This is a genomic window from Prevotella sp. HJM029 (assembly GCF_000599605.1).
Taxonomy (GTDB): domain Bacteria; phylum Bacteroidota; class Bacteroidia; order Bacteroidales; family Bacteroidaceae; genus Prevotella.
Genome location: NZ_AZHT01000045.1, coordinates 1 through 21,420 on the forward strand (window position 1 = coordinate 1; position 21,420 = coordinate 21,420).

The 21,420-nt window shown below is 43.2% G+C and carries 19 protein-coding genes; 3 read left to right on the top strand and 16 right to left on the bottom strand.

The features are described from left to right. Positions 1 to 135: 135 nt before the first annotated feature. The 5 genes from X919_RS0104235 to X919_RS0104255 form a co-directional block, all read right to left on the bottom strand. Positions 136 to 684, bottom strand: a complete 549-nt coding sequence (locus X919_RS0104235) for a hypothetical protein (RefSeq protein WP_028899154.1) — start codon at positions 682 to 684, stop codon at positions 136 to 138. 650 nt (positions 685 to 1,334) lie between these two features. Beyond that, positions 1,335 to 2,933, bottom strand: coding sequence for a M6 family metalloprotease domain-containing protein (locus X919_RS0104240; protein ID WP_253270080.1), 1,599 nt, complete (start codon positions 2,931 to 2,933; stop codon positions 1,335 to 1,337). A gap of 142 nt (positions 2,934 to 3,075) precedes the next feature. Further along, positions 3,076 to 3,852: an EFR1 family ferrodoxin gene (locus tag X919_RS0104245; RefSeq protein ID WP_028899156.1), complete on the bottom strand. Its 777-nt coding sequence runs from the start codon at positions 3,850 to 3,852 to the stop codon at positions 3,076 to 3,078. Then, on the bottom strand, positions 3,853 to 4,245 hold the full coding sequence (locus X919_RS0104250) for a DUF1573 domain-containing protein (RefSeq protein WP_028899157.1): 393 nt from the start codon (positions 4,243 to 4,245) through the stop codon (positions 3,853 to 3,855). A gap of 161 nt (positions 4,246 to 4,406) precedes the next feature. Continuing rightward, the gene (locus X919_RS0104255) at positions 4,407 to 5,135 is read right to left on the bottom strand and encodes a phosphoribosylanthranilate isomerase (protein ID WP_051502420.1); all 729 of its coding nucleotides are present in this window, start codon (positions 5,133 to 5,135) and stop codon (positions 4,407 to 4,409) included. Between the two features lie 301 nt (positions 5,136 to 5,436). Here X919_RS0104255 and rpe point away from each other — a divergent pair, with 301 nt between their 5' ends. Continuing rightward, complete coding sequence (rpe, locus tag X919_RS0104260; RefSeq protein ID WP_028899159.1) at positions 5,437 to 6,096, top strand: ribulose-phosphate 3-epimerase; 660 nt, start codon at positions 5,437 to 5,439, stop codon at positions 6,094 to 6,096. A gap of 41 nt (positions 6,097 to 6,137) precedes the next feature. Here the strand turns inward: rpe and X919_RS0104265 are convergent, their stop codons facing one another. From X919_RS0104265 to X919_RS0104295, 6 genes are all read right to left on the bottom strand, one after another. Then, positions 6,138 to 6,731, bottom strand: a complete 594-nt coding sequence (locus X919_RS0104265; RefSeq protein WP_028899160.1) for an RNA polymerase sigma factor — start codon at positions 6,729 to 6,731, stop codon at positions 6,138 to 6,140. Between the two features lie 40 nt (positions 6,732 to 6,771). Continuing rightward, positions 6,772 to 8,817: a YgiQ family radical SAM protein gene (locus tag X919_RS0104270; RefSeq protein WP_028899161.1), complete on the bottom strand. Its 2,046-nt coding sequence runs from the start codon at positions 8,815 to 8,817 to the stop codon at positions 6,772 to 6,774. A gap of 393 nt (positions 8,818 to 9,210) precedes the next feature. Continuing rightward, complete coding sequence (locus tag X919_RS0104280) at positions 9,211 to 9,531, bottom strand: hypothetical protein (protein ID WP_028899163.1); 321 nt, start codon at positions 9,529 to 9,531, stop codon at positions 9,211 to 9,213. A 27-nt stretch (positions 9,532 to 9,558) separates the two neighbouring features. Then, a complete protein-coding gene (locus X919_RS0104285) occupies positions 9,559 to 12,372 on the bottom strand; it encodes a golvesin C-terminal-like domain-containing protein (protein ID WP_051502423.1) in 2,814 nt (937 codons plus the stop codon). Positions 12,373 to 12,448: 76 nt separating this feature from the next. After that, the gene (locus tag X919_RS0104290; protein ID WP_028899165.1) at positions 12,449 to 12,997 is read right to left on the bottom strand and encodes a 1-acyl-sn-glycerol-3-phosphate acyltransferase; all 549 of its coding nucleotides are present in this window, start codon (positions 12,995 to 12,997) and stop codon (positions 12,449 to 12,451) included. Between the two features lie 6 nt (positions 12,998 to 13,003). After that, the gene (locus X919_RS0104295; protein ID WP_028899166.1) at positions 13,004 to 13,273 is read right to left on the bottom strand and encodes a hypothetical protein; all 270 of its coding nucleotides are present in this window, start codon (positions 13,271 to 13,273) and stop codon (positions 13,004 to 13,006) included. A 192-nt stretch (positions 13,274 to 13,465) separates the two neighbouring features. On the opposite strand from X919_RS0104295, the gene X919_RS0104300 reads away from it, so the two are divergent. Together X919_RS0104300 and X919_RS0104305 are read left to right on the top strand one after the other, a co-directional pair. Further along, a complete protein-coding gene (locus X919_RS0104300) occupies positions 13,466 to 15,106 on the top strand; it encodes a diphosphate--fructose-6-phosphate 1-phosphotransferase (RefSeq protein ID WP_028899167.1) in 1,641 nt (546 codons plus the stop codon). 76 nt (positions 15,107 to 15,182) lie between these two features. After that, positions 15,183 to 16,025, top strand: coding sequence for a glycoside hydrolase family 25 protein (locus tag X919_RS0104305; RefSeq protein WP_028899168.1), 843 nt, complete (start codon positions 15,183 to 15,185; stop codon positions 16,023 to 16,025). A 34-nt stretch (positions 16,026 to 16,059) separates the two neighbouring features. Here the strand turns inward: X919_RS0104305 and dapA are convergent, their stop codons facing one another. From dapA to X919_RS0104335, 5 genes are all read right to left on the bottom strand, one after another. Further along, positions 16,060 to 16,947: a 4-hydroxy-tetrahydrodipicolinate synthase gene (dapA, locus tag X919_RS0104310; protein WP_028899169.1), complete on the bottom strand. Its 888-nt coding sequence runs from the start codon at positions 16,945 to 16,947 to the stop codon at positions 16,060 to 16,062. 92 nt (positions 16,948 to 17,039) lie between these two features. Further along, on the bottom strand, positions 17,040 to 17,957 hold the full coding sequence (locus tag X919_RS0104320; protein WP_028899170.1) for an EamA family transporter: 918 nt from the start codon (positions 17,955 to 17,957) through the stop codon (positions 17,040 to 17,042). Between the two features lie 169 nt (positions 17,958 to 18,126). After that, a complete protein-coding gene (gene truA, locus X919_RS0104325; protein WP_028899171.1) occupies positions 18,127 to 18,858 on the bottom strand; it encodes a tRNA pseudouridine(38-40) synthase TruA in 732 nt (243 codons plus the stop codon). Positions 18,859 to 18,865: 7 nt separating this feature from the next. Further along, positions 18,866 to 20,404: a L,D-transpeptidase scaffold domain-containing protein gene (locus X919_RS0104330; protein WP_028899172.1), complete on the bottom strand. Its 1,539-nt coding sequence runs from the start codon at positions 20,402 to 20,404 to the stop codon at positions 18,866 to 18,868. Positions 20,405 to 20,505: 101 nt separating this feature from the next. Continuing rightward, positions 20,506 to 21,420, bottom strand: a complete 915-nt coding sequence (locus tag X919_RS0104335) for a ribonuclease Z (protein ID WP_028899173.1) — start codon at positions 21,418 to 21,420, stop codon at positions 20,506 to 20,508.

Consider the following 21,420-nt stretch of genomic DNA (forward strand, 5'->3'; position numbering starts at 1 on the left):
GTTGTCCATAATAAATAAACTGTGTAAAACTAATTTTATTGTAGCATGACACTGTTTACTTTACACTCTCTTCATTTCCCTTAGACATCTTGTTATAAACTGAATTCCATTCTTCTCTGCAAACTATTTACTTATTTATTGCTTTCTTTCATATTCCCATCTACCGAGTCTTTTTCTTTTTTCTAACTGATGTAGTGCAAGTCCTTTTATCTCTTCATCGTCTGTTTCTGATGCTAATTTCTCTAATGCAGAGAGACTCTCCGGCTGAGGTTGAGCGCCAGTAGCATAAATAATCTTACGAATATAAGGATATCTAAAATCTTCTGGTTGTAAATATTGGGGGATACTTTCCAAAGCTTTTAGCAATATAGGAATATTTTCTGTATCATTGTTCCACAGTGATTGGAATAATGATACGATTTCTTCATGTGAATCATGAAAATTTTGCAGTAAAAGTTTTCTCATAGGAATTTCATTGGCTTCGCTATAATAATCTAATAAAAAACCTGTTAGAATTACTTCTTGAGTAATTTCTAACGTTCCCCTATCTATTAATGATGAAACCGCAAGATTGAACATATCTGGATTTATATTCTTTTGTAATATTACTTTTCTTTCTTCCCTTGTTATTTTGTGTGCGTAATATAAGCTAAATATATTCGCAATCATATTTAGAACTTCCATGATTATTTTTTTACTTCCTTTACAAGTTTAAATTCTATAATATTATTGTTGAATAACTCTAAAGCCTTACCTTTCCCAAGAGAAATATTCACTTGATCTTTTCTAATTTAAATCGCGCAAAGTTCTCATTCCATGGAGAAACATCTTTCTTTTAGGATGGAAATATTTCTAATATATCCCAATGATTTCTTGCAACAATGCCAATCTTTTCTAAGCTTTCAATTGTTCCTCATTTCATTTTAAATTGAATCAAATAACCTTCATAGCCTAAGAAAAAGCCCTTGTGGGAGAAGTTGTTGTCTCACCAGTTATTAACCGATTAGTACAAACTCTGCTCCATTTTGTGAGACACACCATTTTTTTATGTAGCCCTAAGCCCTATACAAATCAGATAGATAAGAAGGAAAATCGTTTGAACCCACTTAAGTGACCGCATAAAAAAGCGATGACCTTCACAGGTAATCGCTCCAAATCTTCAATAGGTACTAGTTCTCTTAAGGCAAAAAGACTGTTTTCAGGATAACGTTGACAAATGTAATACATTTTTTTCGATAAAAAAAACTTTTCGTAAACTTTCCCTCAAAATAGCTTTAAAAACTGCTTTTTTATAGTTGGTAGCGTAGCAAAACTCCTTTTAGAGGCTTTAATATCTATTTAATAACAATCTTTTTGTGATTGATGATATACACACCTGCGGGAAGATGCTCTTTGGATGTTCCCACATATTGTCCATTTATAGTGTAAATGCGATTATCGTATTTAAATTCACCAGATACATGATGAATGGCCGATGGAGGATTATTCTTAATATCGGCATAATAGGTAAAAGTAATGGTACCAGCAGCATCACGCTGAATATGATCCAACCCCTGATTGACCTTGTAATAGTTGGCGTTAGCTTCGGATCGTTCTGTTGTACTACCAGCTGTGTACCACCAAAAATTAGGTAATTTTAAATCGTCATTGAGTTTATCCACATTGTTCGGACCAGCAAAGAGATCGCCCTTCATTTGATTCATATAAACCTGTTGGCCATTTGTAGCGGGTTGTAGATAAGAAGAAAACAACAAACCATCGGCAGGAACGACAGCAATAGTTGGTTTGTTAGGCACGTTGTTTGGATGGTAATAAAAATCGAGGTTATCTACATCTGTAATGCGATAAACCAACAACCCCACTGCCGGCAATCCGCTATACCAATTCTCCTTCTTGATGTTCTCCATCAAGAAATACTCGCGGCTGTCGTTAGGATTGACAATCTGATAGGCTGTTCCACCCTCATTGAGGGTTTTATCCATCGTGATAGCCTGTCGATCAGTTTGTAGGGGCTGAATGTTGAGTGGCCAGCCCATTTGCTTACGTTCCCATGCGGTATAGGGCATAGGGATGAATCCGCCATTTCCTGCATATTCTCCTCCATCCATTAAATCCCAAAATTCCATCTCTTGATTGTGTACTTGTGCCGAGCTCGTAGTGGGATAAATATCTGGAAGTCCCATTGTATGTGAAAATTCGTGGCACGTAACACCAATGCTATTGATTTGTGGCTTACCAGTGTGTCTATCGGCAATGCGGGGGAATAACTCTGCACCGATACTATAGCGAAAGACATGCTTGCCATTAAGTTCAGGTGCTGTGCCAGTCATATAACTGGCACATGCCCACACATTTTCACCCACGCCGCCATTGTTCTGCCCCAATCCTGCGTAAACCACATAGACACAATCAAAATAGCCATCATGATTGCTGTCATATTGATTTACATTTGTAATTTGGCTTTTAACCAATTCAAAGGCATCACGAGTCAACTCTTCAGGGCGCTCATCACTATTATCATCTGGATTAGTTCCACCATAGTAAGCCATGTTATGTGGGAGTTCCACTGGGCCGTAAATATCAAAAATAGGTATAAAGGCACCATTACTTGATGCTTTGAAATATTGTGCGACACTGCTGAAATTACGATGATTTCCATTACCGCGATTCTGTGGTTTCCCTGTTGCATTAAAGAAATCATAGAATGCATCTTTTGGCTGTTCAACACTAATTTTCTTATCTTTAAAACTAGCTAAAATCACAAGAATCCGTGGGGAGCCTGTATGTGGTGTGTAACGTGCAGCAGGATTAACAACGCGTGTTCCTTGCCCCGAAGAGAGCTTGTTATCGGGGTGCTTGCGCGGCGTTATAAATGCTGCCTCTGGACTATCCCATGTAGGTGCTGGAATGATTTTTCCATCGTCCCGTCTCACGAAAGTTGTATCATTTTCACCTGCAAATGCACTCTGCGTAAAAGCAATGCACCCAAGAAGCAATGCACTACATTGCCTTTTAAAAAATCTTTTACAACATTGTTGCACGAGGTTTAAGTTATCCATGTGTTTTGTTTTGAGTTTATTTGAAAAAATATTGGCCTTTTCTGTGTGTTGCCCATCCATAACCAATTGCATGTTTTGGGCAATGGTGATAGCATGTAAAACAAGTTAAGCACTTTTGATTATGCTTCCAAATAGGTTGTTTCCGAAAGCCACCATCAATATTATCGACAGGACAAACCGCACTACAAATACCACATTTCACACAGCGTTGTGTATTGACATGAAATGGTTTGTCCGTGATAAGGAACTTCGTAAAGAAGCCTCCTAAGACGTAGCTGTTTATACGGGGCCACTTGCTTAAATGCAAATGCATCTCCCCATGTTTACAATCAAAAATTGCTTGTGCATAATGCAGTAAGTCTTGAGTAGCCTCTTGTTTCTTTTGCTGTGACACTCCTTCATGGTCTACATCCATAAATGGTAATCCCACGTAGGTATTAGGCATGAGGAGTGAAAACATAGCGTGAACATGTAGCCCCGCCTTCTCCAAATCCTTTTGCGCATATACCATTGTCATCCCAATGTCATTACCCGCTGTACACAACAGATAACAAAAATGTTGCTCTAAATTTTCAGCATGCAACTGTAACTTTTGCATAAATGTGCGCATGATTTTTGGAGGGCGCCAGCCATGTACTGGAAAAACGAAACCAATTCGCTCGTCTGCTTTTAACGCAAAATTGCAATCTCCTGTAGTAAATTCGGAGATTGCATATAACGTTTCTTGCGTGAGCTGTGCTATCTTTTGTGCAGCCCATTTGCTATTTCCTGTACCAGATAGATAAAAAATCATCTATTTCTGGTTTTCATTCATAACACCTTCTATATAAAGGCGCGTCATTTCTGTTTTTGCATTTGTGCGCACAGTAATACTCTTCTTAAAATGTCCTGGAAACTTTCCTTCGCCATTATAAGTAACTTTTATCTGTCCCTTTTGTCCAGGTTGGATAGGTGCTTTTGTATAAGAAGGAATGGTGCAACCACAACTTGCTATTGCCTGATTGATAACCAAAGGCGCATCGCCTACATTGGTAAAAGTGAAGACAGCTTGCTGCACAGCATTACTCTCGGAGAAAGTACCTAAATCCTGAGTCGTTTTATCAAATTTGATTTCTGCCTGTTTTTGTGCAAAGCCCATCGAAACAAAAGCAATCATTAGGATGGTAATCATTAAACTTTTCTTCATAATTCTTTTTTTTTAAGCGTTACGTAGGCTACAAAAGTACTAAAGTTCAGTCATTAAGCTCTTTATTTAAGGCTTTTTTACATAATATTACCAAACTTTCGCAGCAATCAGATAGAGGTTTCTATCTCCATATACAAAACAAAAATGTTAATTCTATCCTATTAAACTTCTCTCTTCTGGAATTCTGATATGAATTTCTGTAATAGTTGTATATCCTTCTGGAATGGAATGGTTTCAAATTTGCGATCGATATTGATACCAAAACATTTCGGATGATAAAACTGATGAAGAGCAGTTACATCATTAGGTCCTATCCCTCCACTTAATAAAAAAGGGAGGTTGCCATGATAGGCATGCAAAATATTCCAATTAAAAGGCTCATCTATACTCCCTCCTTGATTACTTTTCGCATCAAATAAAAGCATGTCGGCATGACCTTCATATTGCAGACTACTGATTACATCTATTTCATCTGCCACATAAATTGTTTTTATAAAATGAAGATTGGGACGAATATCTGGAATAATGCTACGTCTCAGGTTATCAATAAGCATGGGGGATACTTCCCCATCAAATTGGACGTAGTCTAATTGGTAGTTATAGATATAAGTGATTATTTGTTGTGGCATGGCTTTTGTAAACACTCCAACACGTTTAGGCTGTTGAGAGATTTGAGTTGGCTGCTTCAATAAGATGTCATGATGAGGTTTTGCATAATCAGGTAAAAGCCCTGCCCCACTCGGGTGCAAACGAATAAAACGCGAAGACTCAGGCGAAAAAACGAAACCAATCATATCAACTGAAAGATTTGAAACCTCTTTTATATTGCGAGTACTGCTCAAGCCACAAACCTTTATTTGCAAAGGTAGCTGTTGATTTTTTAGAACCATTTTCAATGTTTTCAGAAGTTGTACTATTTACGTAAGGGAAATGCCCCATATCACTTGCAAATTTACAATTAGTTTGGGAATAAAACATTAAAGATTATAGGAAAATGCAATATTATTAGCCAAGTTACGTTAGAGAAAGAGATAACTATTTATTAAAGATAGACGTATGAAGTATCAAAGAGAAGAGATTCTACAACCTTCTTGGCAGGTATTGCACTTGATTCGTCAAGTGGCTTATGCTTGTCTGTCGACAAAATCAAAATGTGGAATAACTTCTTTAGATTAAAAGAAATAAAACAATATGGAAACACTCATTTCTCCCTCACTCTTATCAGCCAATTTCCTAAATTTGCAAAAGGATATTGAGATGATTAATCAAAGTGAAGCCGACTGGTTGCACTTGGACATTATGGATGGTGTCTTTGTACCCAATATTTCATTTGGCTTTCCTGTAATTGAAGCTGTACAAAAAATATGTAAGAAACCTTTAGATGTACATCTTATGATTGTGCAACCCGAGCGCTATATTGAGCAAGTGGCTCGCCTGCAAGCAATGATGATGAATGTGCACTATGAAGCTTGTACGCATTTACATCGCACTATCGAGCAAATTCATGCGGCTGGAATGAAAGCAGGTATCACACTCAATCCTGCAACCCCCATTAGTACGTTAGAAGATGTAATTGATATTGTAGATATGGTATTGTTAATGAGCGTAAACCCCGGTTTTGGTGGACAACAATTTATTCCACACACAATAGAAAAAGTTAAGCGGCTTAAACAGATGATAGAAGCTGCACACACCAGCACGCTAATTCAAGTAGATGGGGGTGTTGATGCAAACACTGCACCAGCACTTGTTCAAGCAGGTGCTGACGTTTTAGTAAGTGGAAGTTATATTTTTAGGAGTCAAAAACCACTTGAAACCATCTCTTCCTTAAAACACGTTAGACTTATGTAGTAGATGCTTTAATTTGAATCGTTATTATGTTGATTTGAAAATCAAGCAAGATGCAAAGAGATGTTGTACATTCGTGCCATCTTTCGCAAATTACGAATGGCATAATGCAAACGTCCTAAACTTGTGTTGATACTTACATTGGTTCGCTCTGCGATTTCTTTAAACGGCATTTGTTGGTAAAAACGCATGAAAACAACTTCGCGTTGTACAGGAGGAAGCAAATCTACCATGCGTTTTACATCAGTCAGTATTTGTGCATTAATGCACTCAGTTTCAATATTGTTAGCCAAAATCGTTCTCGCTGAGAGTTGTGTGAGCATATCAGCTTCAATAGAGATGATGTTTTTATGTTTTTGTGAGCGAAATAAATCTATCATCACGTTGTGGGCAATGCGCGTAAGCCACGCACCAAATTTTCCATTCGCTCGGTAGTCATTATTCTGTAACTTGCTAATGGCTCGCACAAAAGTTTCCTGGAAAATATCATCTGCCACATGCCGGTCACGAACCACGAAGAGAATATATGTAAAGAGCTGACTTTGATTGCGTCGCAACAATTCATCAAAAGCGTGATTGTTGCCAGCCACATAGCGCAATGCCAACTCTTCATCAGTAAGTGAATTTAGATCGATCATCTATTTTATTTAAAGGATTGTGAAAGAGATTTCCGGCGATTCATTTTCTACGCCGTCTAAAATTTGGATTAAAACTCTTGGGTTTATCCTTAACCTTTAGAGGTTCTTGTGTGGCAGTTATCTTCCGATGTGCATTTTGAGCTCTACCATTTCGCTTGGCTATAGGCGCTTCATACGACAGAGGCGTGTACGTACTTCCTATAGGACGGTCATCATAATGCGCTTCATGCGACTTTGAAAGACTTGCTGGTTGCCCCTTGGGAAAAAGGGCTGCCATGAGGTCTTCGCGATGAATACGCCGTAATTCGCGCGCAATCCCCTTTCGTTCCTCCGCCTTATACCAAAAGAAGAATTGACGTTGTGCCAACTTTTCTTGAGGCGTCTTAGCGCTGAACACAGGTTCTAATGTGTAGGGATTGTAGCCCGTGTACCAGGCTTCGGTTGAAATGGTCATGGGCGTAGGCGTGAAATCCTGCACCTGCTCTAACTGGAAGTTTATTTTTTTAGTAATCACAGCTAATTCGGCCATATCTTCTTCTCGACATCCAGGATGCGAACTGATGAAATAAGGGATGAGTTGCTGCTTCAATCCAGCCTCTTTATTCACTTGATCAAAGATTTCTTTAAACGCATAAAACTGCGAAAACGAGGGCTTCCGCATAAGCTGAAGCACTTCGTCCTGTGTATGTTCTGGAGCAATTTTCAAGCGTCCGCTCACATGATTAACAATCAGTTCGCGCGTATATTGTTTTGCTGCCGCATTGAGCGTCTCGTCCTTGCTCTTGTGCAGCAACAAATCATAACGCACACCACTCCCAATGAAGCTCTTTTTTACGCCAGGAAGTGCATCTACGGCACGATAGATTTCTAACAGTTGACTATGATCCACATTCAAATTGGGGCAAATCTGCGGATGGATGCACGATGGACGTTTGCAATGCTCACATGCTTTGAGGTTGCGACCACGCATGCCATACATGTTGGCCGATGGACCGCCAAGGTCAGAGATGTAGCCTTTAAAATCGGGCATCTGCGTCACCTTTCGTGCTTCTTCCACAATGCTACGCTGGCTGCGGCAGGCCACAAACTTGCCCTGATGAGCTGAGATGGTGCAAAACGCACAGCCACCAAAACAGCCTTGGTGCATGTTGATGGAGAATTTAATCATGTCGTAGGCCTGCAACCGCTTATTTTTATATTTTGGATGGGGCAAACGTGTATAAGGAAGGTCAAAAAGCGCATCCACCTCATCGGTTGTCATCGTAGGATAAGGCGGATTGACCACCACATATTGTTTGCCTACCTGCTGCAAAAGCCGCTGCGCATGAATCTTGTTTGACTCCTCCTCAATATGCTGATAGTTCTCGGCCTCGGCACGTTTGTCGTGCAAGCAAGTTTCGTGAGCATGCAACACAATGTCGTCGGCCTTGATTTCATTGGCTAATTGGGCAACAGGCGTCAGATAAACGGTCTGTGGAATGTCGTGAATATCGGTAATATTACGGCCAGCATCAATGTCCTGGCAAAGCTGAAGAATGGACTTTGCCCCCGAACCATAGAGTATCAAATCGGCCTTACTATCGCAGAGAATGCTCGGCCGCAACCGATCTTGCCAATAATCATAGTGTGTGAGGCGACGCATAGAGGCTTCAATGCCTCCCAAAACGACGGGAACATCGGGATAAAGTTGCTTTAAAATCTGCGAATAGACAATCGTCGGATACTCGGGACGGCAGTCATGTCGACCATCGGGGCTGTATTCGTCGACTGCTCGCAACCGTCGATTAGCCGTGTATTTGTTTACCATCGAATCCATGCAGCCTGGAGAAATACCAAAAAACAATCTTGGCCGTCCCAGCTTTTTAAAATCACGATAGTCGCCATGCCAATCGGGCTGCGGCACAATGGCTACACGATAGCCAGCAGCTTCTAAAGAGCGACCGATGACGGCCACACCAAAAGAGGGATGGTCGATATAAGCATCGCCCGAAAAAAGAATAACATCAAGCTCGTCCCAGCCACGGAGCAGGCATTCTTTTTTTGTAGTTGGTAGAAAATCGGTGAGTTGATAATGCGGTGAATCCAATCTTTTTATCTCTTTTTTATGTCTGTATTTAAACTATGTTCTTGATACATCGGAAATGCTCCTTGTGCCAAAAGTCTCCCAAAAACAACGCGCGAAAGGGTGGTTTGGGAAAAAGTCTCCCAAAAACAACGCGCGAAAGGGTGGTTTGGAAAAAAGCCTCCCAAAAACAACGCGCGAAAGGGTGTTTTGGAAAAAAGTCTCCCAAAAAACAATGCGCGAAAGGGTGTTTTGGAAAAAAGCCTCCCAAAAACAACGCGCGAAAGGGTGTTTTGGAAAAAAGCCTCCCAAAAACAATGCGCGAAAGGGTGTTTTGGAAAAAAGCCTCCCAAAAACAACGCGCGAAAGGGCATTTCGTTTTTAAAACCATGCAGAATGTGCGCTGGTGGCATCCTTTTATGCTTCGCGCCCTTCTTCTTCTGCCTGCTTGCTCTTCCAATCGGCAAATAGTAGCATCAACTGGTGCAAGCCAAAAGCCTTCATATTGGGATGGTAAATCACATCGAGACAAAGATCCAGCAGCTGCTTATTGTTACCTTCTTCGCTTTCGAGCAATGAACGCACATTGAATTTCAGCTTGTCTAACACGTTTTCATCAACAATGCCATTACTATCTACCAAATTGCGCGTCAGATGATAACGCTCAATGGTTTGCAGATGTTCTTCGGTAAGTTCTATCGAACGAGTTCCCGATGGATTTGCTTGTATTTTATACATATCTTATATTATAAATGATGATTTCATCTATTGAAAAAGTTGCTGCATGATGGTGCGCATCAGCATGGTGCGTTGTGAACGTTGCCGAATACATTCAAAGGGAAAGCCCATGAACCACGCCCGATAATTTGAACCGCGGTAGCATGTCGCAGCCGGCTGCCCGTCGCTATATTGCAGCATCGTGGCCGCACCATCTAAAGGCTGCAGTGCATCGACCGAAGTTGCGGCATAATGGTCAGCGTTGGGGGTGCGATAAATGTCGAAGCTATCTCGCACAGCGTAAACGGTTTCGCCTGCATGACACGAATCGCAGCTGACCGACTCAACCTTGAATACATCTGCCAGAAACTGTCTATCAGACTCGCTGCGCTGGTCGGAGGCCGCATAACTGCCACTTACCAATAGTTGTCCGTGCTGAGCAACATAATCGCGCAGCAGCTGTTGCAACGGCTTTGAGAAAGTCTGACCGTAGCGGTCGGTTTTCTGCAAGCCCAAAAGAAGGTCTATGCCCTGATAGCGGGTGAGCGATTCTTGCCGCTTCTCTACATAGTTGAGCGCACAACTGGCCACATTATAGGTGCCTATTGCTGCAAGGGCTTCCACATGGCTGCGCACGGCTGAGAAATCGTTACCAGCAATGAATTTTCCTTCAAGCTCGTTGCTGCTATAGCCCAAACCTGTTGCATCCTCAATTCCCATGCGTGCCTTGTCAAAATTGAGCTGTCGCCCACTCCATCCTGCTGTTAAACCATAGGACACGCCAGGGTCTTTATCGATATCGAAGCCTTGATGGTCGCCATCATCCACCACGAATGGTGTGGCTAAACGAGTGAATCCATTTGCCACGAGAATCGTTTTTGTGGCACCCAACGCATGATAGGCCGAGAGTTCCTCTGTTGGAAAACTCTCACCGCCCTGGTTGATAGCCGTCACCTTGAAGTTATATTGCACGCCAGGCTGCAAATCGATTTCTGTATAAGGTGTACCCACCACAACACCATTGTCATAACCTTTGTCGCCCATAGCCGTGTAGACCACGTAGGAAGAGGGCATGGCTGAGGGTTCTAACCTATCTGGAGTAGCCGACCAAGCCAAACGAATGCGTTGCGGTTGCACAAAAGTGAGACGAAAGTCTTGTGGGGCGAGGGGCGCAATAACCGTGGGACGTCCGTGTGCACCATTCACATAGCGAGCAATCGTCTTATAAAGAGAGCGTGCCATGAGAAATTTAAAATGGGGGTCTTGCCCTAACAACATGTCGGGAAAATTCTGATGAGAAAGCGTCTCGATAATGGCACTCGGTACTTCGGACAAGCGTGTTTCAGCATAATTCTTGTCCCAAAGATAACGAATGGGCCATGGAATTTGTGGAGTCGACAAATCTCGTTGCAGTCCATCCAACAACTGTTGTGCAAAATCTTTTGAAACCAAACGGCTCACGCCTGCATTCAGCTGGCCTTCGTTGAAATGGGTTGTGCAAATGCTCAACGAACCCACCAAACTGCCATCGGTGTTGTAGCCTGCGTCACTATGCACCGCTAAAGCTAATTCAATCGGAACGCGCTTACCCTCTAAGTTGGGCACATAGCATGAACCTCCGCTAAGCCAGTTGGTCATCAGAGGACGTGCATTGATATCATCCCCATAATCGTTGGCACCTAATTTCCCATTATACACCCACGTGGGTGCTCCAGCCCATTGCGCATAGTAGCGCGCACCTTCCAAACAACGCGGCATACCACTGACAATTCCGCCACGCGAAATGTTGCCCATTCCACCTCCAAAACGCACAGCATCGGCTGTAACTACACCATAATGCGCGGAGTGGTTGGTGAGCACAACGCGATTGTCTGGGTTACTGCCTGCATCGAAATCAAACGTACCCAAATAAGCCCATGTACCACCACCCATGGTCTGATTGACCAAAAAACGAGTTGCCAGCCCGCGATGACAAACGATATATTCAGCATCGGAAACGCTTTTTTCCATCGTTTGATAGCTCACGTACACGGCAAAGCGCCCTGCCTTCTGGAATGTGGGCTGATAGGAAATAAGTGACGGACTTTTGCTTCTCGTGGCTTTCGTCATGCGCGCCGTCCCCCGTTCAAACGGATTTTCACCATTTTCATAACTTCTTTGATGCATTGAGAAACCAGGAGTGGCGGTAGTGATCCACTCACCTTTTATATTTTCCTCCTGATAGGCTGGCACTTTTGAAATATCATTATCGATGATGTGCTCTTCGGTTTGCCAATCACGCTCACGCGGCGTGAACACAACTGCTCCTGCACGTTGTAACATTGGGATGAGATAAGGTACGACTATTGTTTGCGTAAACAAATCTTCTGTTGTGCAAAAGAGCGCAGGGCGCTGCCAAACCCATTTACTCTTGTTCACATCATAATAGCGCCCATGACTCGCCCATAGGGCAATATGGCGACCAAATAAGCCATGCGGAATAGCAAATGGATGTGAAGCATTTGCTACCCATGGTGCATCGACATAATCTATATCTCCCCAAAACTGACAACCAATATCTTCAGGCAGTTTGGCATCTGGTAAAAAATACGCTATGGGTTGCCCGCCACATTGCAATTCCAGCTGATAATGCTGTGTGAAAGTAGGAAGTAGTTTCTTTATCGATTTATAAAGCTTATGCAATTGCTTAGGCGTAATATTTTGTAAATCGGGAGCATTATGGAGCTCTACTAAGAGGCGCCCTTTTGCATCTAAAGTGATAGATTTTACCTCAATCGGAGCCGAAAAATCAAACTTCTCTTGATAATATTTCGCAAAGTAGCCGTTCATCATCACTTTATAGGTGTTTAAATCTGTGGGCATTTCTGCCCACAGAAACAATCCATACCAAAGCAGTGATAACAATAGCAATACTTTTCGTAGATGTGGTAAACTCTTCTCAATAAGCAAAATTCTCTGGCTTTTTCCCTTTAAATGATTTGAAATAATCTTTTATTAAAGGCATATCACGTTCAATATCACCGGATGGAATAAAAGTTTGCGTGCATACAATCTGTTTCTTTTCATAATCAACGCCATAGAGAAGAATGGGGATTTTCGCACCAAGCGCAATGTAATAAAATCCCTTTTTCCAATCAGCATTGGGTGAACGTGTTCCTTCGGGCGTAATACAAAGTCTGAAATCAGACGATTGTATAGCCGTATGAACTAAATTATCTGTCATGCTACTGTGCTTACTTCGCCACACGGGTATGCCCCCTAACCGTCTAAACAACATGCCCAGTGGCCAAAAGAACCATTCACGCTTCATTAAGAAATTAATCTTTAAGCCTTCAGACCATGTAAATAATTGACCTAATGCAAAGTCCCAATTGCTTGTATGGGGTGCTAAACAGATAATAAATTTGTCAGGGAATGGGATGGTGACATGCTTTGTCCATCCCATTTTCTGATAAAGAAGCCAACTGGCAAATTTTTGTATATGCATGCGTTGTTATATATTCTGAATATGGTCTATGACTTCATTTATCTGAGTATTGAAATCATTGATAATAGCTTTGTAATAAGCCTTTGCAGAAAGTCCTGGTTCTGGGTGAGAAATACGACGGATAAAATCACTATGAATAGAAAGTATCATCGTCAACAGAGCATCTAAATTTTCCTTATTAATCTTTTTACCATAAAGTGAAGCTGCTACGGCCTCAGCAAACAGGTCGCTACAAACATAGTCTATAGACCTTTTTAATTCTCTCTTCTTAGCCATAATCTTAGTAACCTTTATATTTATACTTGCCAAAGATAAGCAAAAAATCGTAATTGCAAAACGGATGCTTTAAAAAGTTTCTCATAATTTTTGTTTTCATTCCTTTTATTTTTATGTTTCATGGAAAAGCCGTAAATTTGCCCGTGTTATTGCATAATATTAGTTTATAATCAAAAGAATAAAATTAAAATGATGGAAATTAGCGCATTGCAGAAGGCAAGATCTGCGTATCAGCCTAAATTGCCCAAAGCTCTTCAGGGTGCGGTGAAGATTGTAGAAGGAGCACCTACACAAAGTGTTGACAACCAAGAGGAGATTAAAAAATTATTCCCAAACACATATGGGATGCCGTTGATTGAATTTGCTCTGGGGAATGAGATCAACCAAAAGAAGATGAATGTTGGTATCATTCTTTCTGGCGGGCAAGCTCCAGGCGGACACAATGTCATTAGTGGTTTGTTTGATGCAGTCAAGAAACTCAATCCTGAGAATCGTCTGTATGGTTTTTTAATGGGGCCAGGTGGATTGGTTGACCATAATTATATTGAAATTACCTCCACATTTATAGACCAGTATCGCAACACCGGAGGTTTCGATATGATTGGCTCTGGACGCACGAAATTGGAGAAAGAAGAACAATTTGAAAAAGGATTGCAAATCATTCGCAAATTAGATATCAGTGCTATTGTTATTATTGGAGGTGACGATTCAAATACCAACGCTTGCGTATTAGCCGAATATTATGCTGCAAAGAAATATGGTGTTCAAGTGATTGGCTGCCCAAAGACTATTGATGGTGACTTGAAGAACAGTCAGATTGAAACGTCATTCGGTTTCGATACCGCTACAAAGACCTATTCAGAGTTGATTGGTAATATTGAGCGTGACTGTAACTCTGCACGTAAATATTGGCACTTTGTGAAACTTATGGGACGCTCGGCTTCGCATATTGCATTGGAATGTGCGCTACAAACTCAGCCAAACATTTGCTTAATTTCAGAAGAAATAGAGAAGAACGATCTTACGCTGAACGAAGTGGTTGAAAACATTGCTAACACTGTCGCTTATCGTGCTGCACAAGGCAATAACTTCGGTGTGGTGCTTATTCCAGAGGGATTAATAGAGTTTATTCCTGCTATTGGTCGTCTGATTCAAGAATTGAACGATTTACTCGCTACTCATGGTGCTGACTATAAAGATTTGGATAAAGATGCACAGCGCACTTATATTCTTAATCATCTGTCAAAGGAAAATGCTGCAACTTTTGAAACTCTTCCAGAAGGCGTTGCACGCCAATTGAGTTTGGATCGTGATCCACATGGCAACGTACAAGTATCACTCATCGAGACAGAAAAGCTTCTTTCAGAGATGGTTGATGTTAAGCTTCAGCAGTGGGCAAAAGAAGGCAAATACAATGGTAAATTCGCACCCCAACACCATTTCTTCGGTTATGAAGGACGTTGCGCTGCTCCATCTAACTTTGATGCCGACTATTGCTATGCCTTAGGAACTAGTGCGGCTCAGCTCATTGCTAATGGAAAGACTGGCTATATGGCCATTGTTAAGAATACAACAGCTACAACAGACAACTGGAAAGCTGGTGGTGTGCCTATTACAATGATGATGAATATGGAACGTAGAAATGGTGAGATGAAGCCTGTAATCCGTAAGGCATTGGTTGAACTTGATGGTAAGCCTTTCAAAGCATTTGCTGCGAAGCGCGATGAATGGGCTAAGAATACAGAATATGTTTATCCAGGTCCTATTCAATATTGGGGGCCAGCTGAAGTCTGTGACCAACCAACCAAAACACTGATTTTGGAACAGAAGTAATCCGACGTTATTATCAATTCATATATAGGGAAAGGAAAGACACAGTAGTTAAACCTTTCCCTATATTCTTATTTGCATGACAACAACAAGAACTTATAGGCGGACTCGCAAAAAAAAGAAATCAACGAAACGAAAACATTTTCGCCCCTTTCGCAATCTCTCACGCAAAACTATTGCGTGGGGAGCCGTGGGCATGATAGCGGTCTACGTTTGGTGCTTTTATCATTTCTTTGTTGGGCCTACGGGGTTCCGTTGGCGCGCGCTTTATGGTGAAGCTAAATATCCCGAAGGCTATGAAATCCATGGTATTGATATTTCGCATTATCAAACCAACATCGACTGGGAGAAAGTGGCCAATGCAATGATTGAGGGAAATCCCATTCGTTTTGTTATTATGAAGAGCACAGAAGGAACGGGCAAGCTCGACGAAACGTTTTATGAAAACTATCAGAGTGCCAGAGACTATGGCTTCATTCGCGGTGCCTATCATTTTTGGAGCACCAAATCATCTGCACGCGATCAAGCCTATTATTTTCTTGATAAAGTTCACCTTAATGATGGCGATTTGCCACCCGTTTTAGACGTGGAGCACAAACGCCCAGAACAAAGCACCGAAGATTTTCAACGCGATGTGCTCACTTGGCTCCACATTGTGGAAGATAAATATCACGTGAAGCCCATACTCTACACCTACTACAAATTCAAGCAGCAATATCTTTCAGCACCCGTTTTCAACGACTATCCCTATTGGATAGCTCACTACTATGTAGACAAGGTGGAATATAAAGGTGCTTGGAAATTTTGGCAACACACCGATGCGGGAAAAATTCCTGGTATAAAAGGTTATGTCGATTTTAATATCTATAACGGCAGCTACTACGATTTAAAGAAAATGACCATCGGTAGCAGCCGTTGGTGAGGGAGACCTCTACCCTCCTCTGCCTGCTACAATATCATATGCGAAGCTCTTTCAGGATAGCCGCCATCTTTTGTTTTGTCGTTATCGTTGTGGGAACTAATGGCAGGCGCAGCACATTCTCAATCATCCCCATATCATTCAACAATGCTTTGCACCCCGCAGGATTGCCGTCGATAAAGAGCAATGAATAGAGTTCGGTGAATTTGTGATGAATTTTCCGTGCAGGCTCATATTCTCCATTAAATTCTAAGCGAATCATACGGCTAAACTCTTTCGGCAGCGCATTTCCAATCACGGAAATAACGCCTGCAGCACCACTGGCCACCATGGAGAATGTCAAAGCATCATCGCCACTAATCACGTCGAAACGATGGGGCTTATTCTTAATAATTTCATCCACCTGCTCCATACTGCCGCTGGCTTCTTTCACGCCTACAATATTCGTAAAATCATTGGCCAAGCGAACAATGGTTTCGGGCTTCATGTTGACTCCAGTCCGTCCTGGAACATTATAGAGCACAATGGGCAATGGGCTCACTTCGGCAATAGCTTTGAAATGCTGATAAATCCCTTCTTGAGAAGGTTTGTTGTAATAAGGGCAGATGCTCAAAATGCCATCAATCCCCGTCCAATCGGTCGTCTTGATTTCTTCCACCACAGCGGCGGTATTGTTTCCACCACAATATTTAAGGATGGGCACACGCCCTGCCACACGCTCTCTGATAAATGCCGTGATATCGTCACGCTCTTGCTGTGTCAGGCAAGGTGCCTCGCCCGTCGTTGCCAAAATACACAAAAAGTCGGCACCATTCGCCAACTGATATTCTATGAGTCGCTTCAGTGCATCATAGTCGACCCTCCCTTCGGATGTGAATGGAGTGATGAGCGCGATACCTAAACCTTTAAATATATTGTGTGCCATAAATATTTGTTTTTTCGTTCGTGCAGGCAAAGATACGATTATTCTTGCAAAGCGGTGCCATCTTGGCGGTATTATTTTGCAGCCCCATCCCGTCAATGCGAGCCGATGTAGAGGCAAATCATACCCAGCAACACCAACAGCAAATCGATGGCTTTGGATTTAACATTGCGCTCTCGGAAAAAGAGCACGGCCGTGATGAAACTCACGATAACACTGCCGCGGCGCACCATGCTCACAACCGAAATCATGGCACCAGGGAGGCTTAGTGCATAAAAATAGACGAAGTCGGCAAGACTTAGGAATATAGAGATGAAAACAATCGCACCATCCCACCGAAAAGGCGTTGACAGCCGCCGTTTGGGAAACCAAACGATGCACAAAATGATGCCCATTAAAACCATCTGATAAATGTTATACCAGCTCTGCACCACCATGCGATTCAGCCCCACGCCCCCATCCTGCACGGAGGCCATCAGATATTTGTCAAACAAACCACTCGCGGCACCCAATAAGGCTGCAATAATCAGGCAAAATATCCAACGATTATGCTTAAAGTCTATGCCCTCTTTCCGCCCGCTTCGGCTCAACAAGAAGAACGACAAAATGGCCAGCAACACACCCGCCCACTGCCACAGATTGAGCCGTTCGCCATAAACCAGCAGCGCACCCACCAGCACCAACACGGGGCGCGTGGCATTGATGGGACCAACAATGCTTAGCGGAAGATGCTTCATGGCAAAATAGCCAAAAATCCAGCTCGACAGCACCAAAACGCTCTTCAGCAAAATGAAACGATGCGCTGCCCACCCCATCTGCGGCACATAAAACATGCTGCCGTCCAAGGTGTGCGACGAAGCGGACAGAATGATGAAGGGGAGGAAGATGAGCGTTGAAAACAGCGTGTTGAGAAACAAAACGGGGATGACCGCGTTGTTGCGCAACGACTTTTTCTTAAACGTGTCGTAAAAGCCCAGCAGCGCCGCCGAAAGGAATGCTAAGAGTAACCACATTGCAATATATTTTTAATTGTTAAGCCCGTCCAAGGGGTTGGAACATCCGTTTTTGAGAAAAACACACGAGATACGGGGTGTATTTCGGCTCTTTTTGAGAAAAACAATGCTTCGGGGACTCCCGAATACAGATTTCCGGCCTAAGCGCTTCATTTCTTCCTCCCCCCGACTAATAAACAATATCCTCTAAAAACAGCGCGTGGCCAGGCATGCTCTCCCCCGCTTGGCTGCGGTTGCCATCCGCCAAGATGTGCTGGAATTCGGACAACGTGATTTTGTGCCGCCCCAAAAGCATAAGTGTCCCCACCGTGGCACGCACCATGTTGCGCAGAAATCGGTTGGCCGTGATTTCAAAATACCATTCGTGCGCCGCTGTCTGCACCCACTGGCAGGTCGTCACTTCGCAAAGTGTGGTTTTGTTGTCGCCGCCACTTTTGCAAAAGGCGGCGAAATCGCGCTGTGCCAGCAGCAGTTTACAGCCTTCGTTCATCCGCTTGAAGTCGAGTGGAAAAGTGACGAGCAGCGAATAGTGACGCAGAAAAGGCGACTTCGCGGTGTGGATGTAATAGCGATAGGTGCGCCATTTTGCCGAGAAACGTGCGTGCATGTCGCCAGCAACCGGCACCAGCTGTTGCACGCTGATGTCCCTTGGCAGCATGCGATTTAACCGGTAGACCACCTGTTCTGTGTCTATTTCCTCTGCAAAATCGAAATGTGCCACCATCAACCGTGCATGCACACCCGTGTCGGTTCGGCCGGCTCCCACCACTTCAATGGGCGTGCGCAAAAGCGTTGTCAAAGCCTGTTGCAGCACAGCCTGCACCGAGATACCATTGGGTTGTAGCTGCCAGCCATGGTAATTGGTGCCATCATAGCTGAAATAAAGAAAATAGCGCTGCATACGGGGGTTATCGTGCTCCATAATTCTTTAATATGTTATACATCACTTGGTCGTAGCCATAAACGTCGTCGTAGGCGCGCATGACGCCATTAGCATCGGGATAGAGCGTGAAATAGGTGATGAAGAGCGGCACTTCGGGCGTGATGTTCACCGAGCCTATCAGCAATTGCCGCTTCAAGGTATCTTGCTTCTCGACAACCTTTTCGTCGCCATCGGTGGGTTTCGCTTTCTTTTTCCCGATGTCAGCCGTCATCGAATATCGTATTTTCTCGGCCAACTGCTCGTCTTTCTCGCCCAAAAGAAAGAGGGCCAACGCATAGGGATGCTGCACGCGGACGCAGCCATGGCTCACATCGCGCGAGTTTTTGGCAAAGAAGTCGCGCTGATCAGTGTCGTGCAAAAACACACTGAATTTGTTGTTAAAACGAAACACGATGCGCCCCAGCGAGTTCCCTACCCCGCCCGATTGAATGACCAAGTAGTCTTTGCTCAGGAGCATGCTGGGCGTCACTCGGTCGAGTGGCATTTTTCGTCCTGTCGAACGCTGTCGTACAAAGAAATTGCGCGCCTCGAAATATTCAGCATTTCCTGCTTGTGGCAAAATGGATTTTTCGATGATGCTTCGTGGCACAATCCATTGTGGATTGATGTCCATGCGCATAAAACGGCTCGTGAGCAAGGGTGTTTTCGTGTCTAGGGCACCGCAACCCACGCGCATCTCCAACACGTCTTCACCATTCACGGCTCGCAATTGGAATGCGGGAATGTTCACCATCACATATTTGGTATGCTGCGACGGTCTGTCGTCTGTTCGCCAGCGTGCACGTTCCATGTTGCAAAGAATGCGCAGACGTTGCTGCGGGTTGGTTTCGATTTGCAGCATCTCCTCATACCTTTTATATAATGCACTTTGCGGAAGAATCTCTTGCAGGAACACCGCTAAGCTGTCGTGCGCCAATTTGCGTTGACACACGCTGAAAAAACTGCGATTCAACCGCTTCATGGGCACATCAAACAGGCTGCGATAAGACTGCGATGTGGAATCGGGCTTCAGTAAATCCAAGTGGTTGAATGTCGTGTAGGGGTTGACAAAACCAAACTGCATGCCGGCAGCATAACGATAATAAGCTTTGGTGAGATTGTATTCCAATCGGGCGAAAACCTTGTTGATGGCATGGCTACTATCCGAGAAGTCTAAATTACGCGCACGCTGCAAATCATCGGTGATTTGTTGCACACGGAATTTCTCTGGTCGGAAGCCCAACTGCTTCACGTTTTGCAAAGCCATTAAGAGCGTTTCAGCCTGCGCATTTACGCCATTTCGTGTAATCCACAAGAATGTTCCATGCCGCGTATAATGGGCTTTACAGCGCATGTCGGGCATCATCGAGTCGGTATCACTCATCTTCAATTGCGCGATGTAACGCCGTATTTGATGTGAATTGAGTACATAGTTCGATTGGCGCAGCGTTGCATAGTGCGATAATTGCAAATCTGCATTGGGATTATCGGCTCGTTCTTTACAAGCTGCGACCAAAATAATCATCAAAAAAGTAAATACGTTTATCCTGAAACGATATGCATTCAATGCTTTTGTTCTAAATATAATCACTACATTAGTTCTCTTGTTAATAATCTTTGAATATCTTAAAGTGTCACAACTAATCCCTCGTCAGACAACATACTCTGTTCGAAAATGGTTTTAGCCTCGTTGAGCAACACATGCTCATCCTCATACCTTGAACTGTAGTGTCCCAATAATAATTTCCCAACCTTCGCCTCGCGTGCCACCATGGCAGCTTCTTTCGCTGTGGAATGCCAATATTTTTTTGCATGCGCTGCACAATCTTCTGCATAGGTGCTCTCGTGATAAAGCACATCAACGCCTTGCAGCAAAGTGTGCAACGTGGGAATATAGCGCGTGTCGCTACAATAGGCATAAGCTCGTGTTGGGTCGGCAGGCGTTGTTAATTGTTCGTGTGGAATGACGTCTCCTGCTGGTGAGACCCAATCCTGCCCTACCTTGATGTTGTTGATTTGGCTCACCGGCACATGATAAAAATCTATCATTGCACGATTAATATGTGGCAGTTTGGGCTTTTCTCGAAACAAGAAGCCGCATGTAGGCACCCGATGTTGCAGGGGAATGGTTGTCACGGTCAATCCCCTGTCCTCATAAATTATTTTACTTTGCGTAGTGTCTAACCCATGAAAAGTAACCTCAAAGCCCAACGTTGCACAGAAGAAAGCAAGCTGCTCCTGAAATATAGTTTCGAATTCTTGAGGAGCATAGATGTGCATAGGAGCAGTGCGACCAAGCATTCCAAACGTACTCAACAAGCCCAATAAACCAAAACAATGGTCACCATGCAAATGCGAAATGAAAATGGCTTGCAGCTTTGCAAAATGAATATGCGTATGGCGTAATTGCATTTGTGTGCCTTCCCCACAATCAATCATAAAAAATTTATCACCCATTTCAACCACTTGAGATGAAGCATTGTGGCGTAGTGTAGGTAAGGCAGAACCGCAACCTAAAATATGAATCTTAAAAGTATTCAT

Coding starts and splice junctions, on each gene's coding strand:
- X919_RS0104285 (WP_051502423.1), bottom strand. CDS start 12,372: ATGCCCACAGATTTAAACACCTATAAAGTGATGATGAACGGCTACTTT.
- X919_RS0104280 (WP_028899163.1), bottom strand. CDS start 9,531: ATGTATAAAATACAAGCAAATCCATCGGGAACTCGTTCGATAGAACTT.
- X919_RS0104290 (WP_028899165.1), bottom strand. CDS start 12,997: ATGCATATACAAAAATTTGCCAGTTGGCTTCTTTATCAGAAAATGGGA.
- X919_RS0104320 (WP_028899170.1), bottom strand. CDS start 17,957: ATGTGGTTACTCTTAGCATTCCTTTCGGCGGCGCTGCTGGGCTTTTAC.
- truA (WP_028899171.1), bottom strand. CDS start 18,858: ATGCAGCGCTATTTTCTTTATTTCAGCTATGATGGCACCAATTACCAT.
- rpe (WP_028899159.1), top strand. CDS start 5,437: ATGGAAACACTCATTTCTCCCTCACTCTTATCAGCCAATTTCCTAAAT.
- X919_RS0104265 (WP_028899160.1), bottom strand. CDS start 6,731: ATGATCGATCTAAATTCACTTACTGATGAAGAGTTGGCATTGCGCTAT.
- dapA (WP_028899169.1), bottom strand. CDS start 16,947: ATGGCACACAATATATTTAAAGGTTTAGGTATCGCGCTCATCACTCCA.
- X919_RS0104335 (WP_028899173.1), bottom strand. CDS start 21,420: ATGAATACTTTTAAGATTCATATTTTAGGTTGCGGTTCTGCCTTACCT.
- X919_RS0104245 (WP_028899156.1), bottom strand. CDS start 3,852: ATGATTTTTTATCTATCTGGTACAGGAAATAGCAAATGGGCTGCACAA.
- X919_RS0104235 (WP_028899154.1), bottom strand. CDS start 684: ATGGAAGTTCTAAATATGATTGCGAATATATTTAGCTTATATTACGCA.
- X919_RS0104255 (WP_051502420.1), bottom strand. CDS start 5,135: ATGGTTCTAAAAAATCAACAGCTACCTTTGCAAATAAAGGTTTGTGGC.
- X919_RS0104300 (WP_028899167.1), top strand. CDS start 13,466: ATGGAAATTAGCGCATTGCAGAAGGCAAGATCTGCGTATCAGCCTAAA.
- X919_RS0104295 (WP_028899166.1), bottom strand. CDS start 13,273: ATGGCTAAGAAGAGAGAATTAAAAAGGTCTATAGACTATGTTTGTAGC.
- X919_RS0104250 (WP_028899157.1), bottom strand. CDS start 4,245: ATGAAGAAAAGTTTAATGATTACCATCCTAATGATTGCTTTTGTTTCG.
- X919_RS0104330 (WP_028899172.1), bottom strand. CDS start 20,404: ATGATTATTTTGGTCGCAGCTTGTAAAGAACGAGCCGATAATCCCAAT.
- X919_RS0104305 (WP_028899168.1), top strand. CDS start 15,183: ATGACAACAACAAGAACTTATAGGCGGACTCGCAAAAAAAAGAAATCA.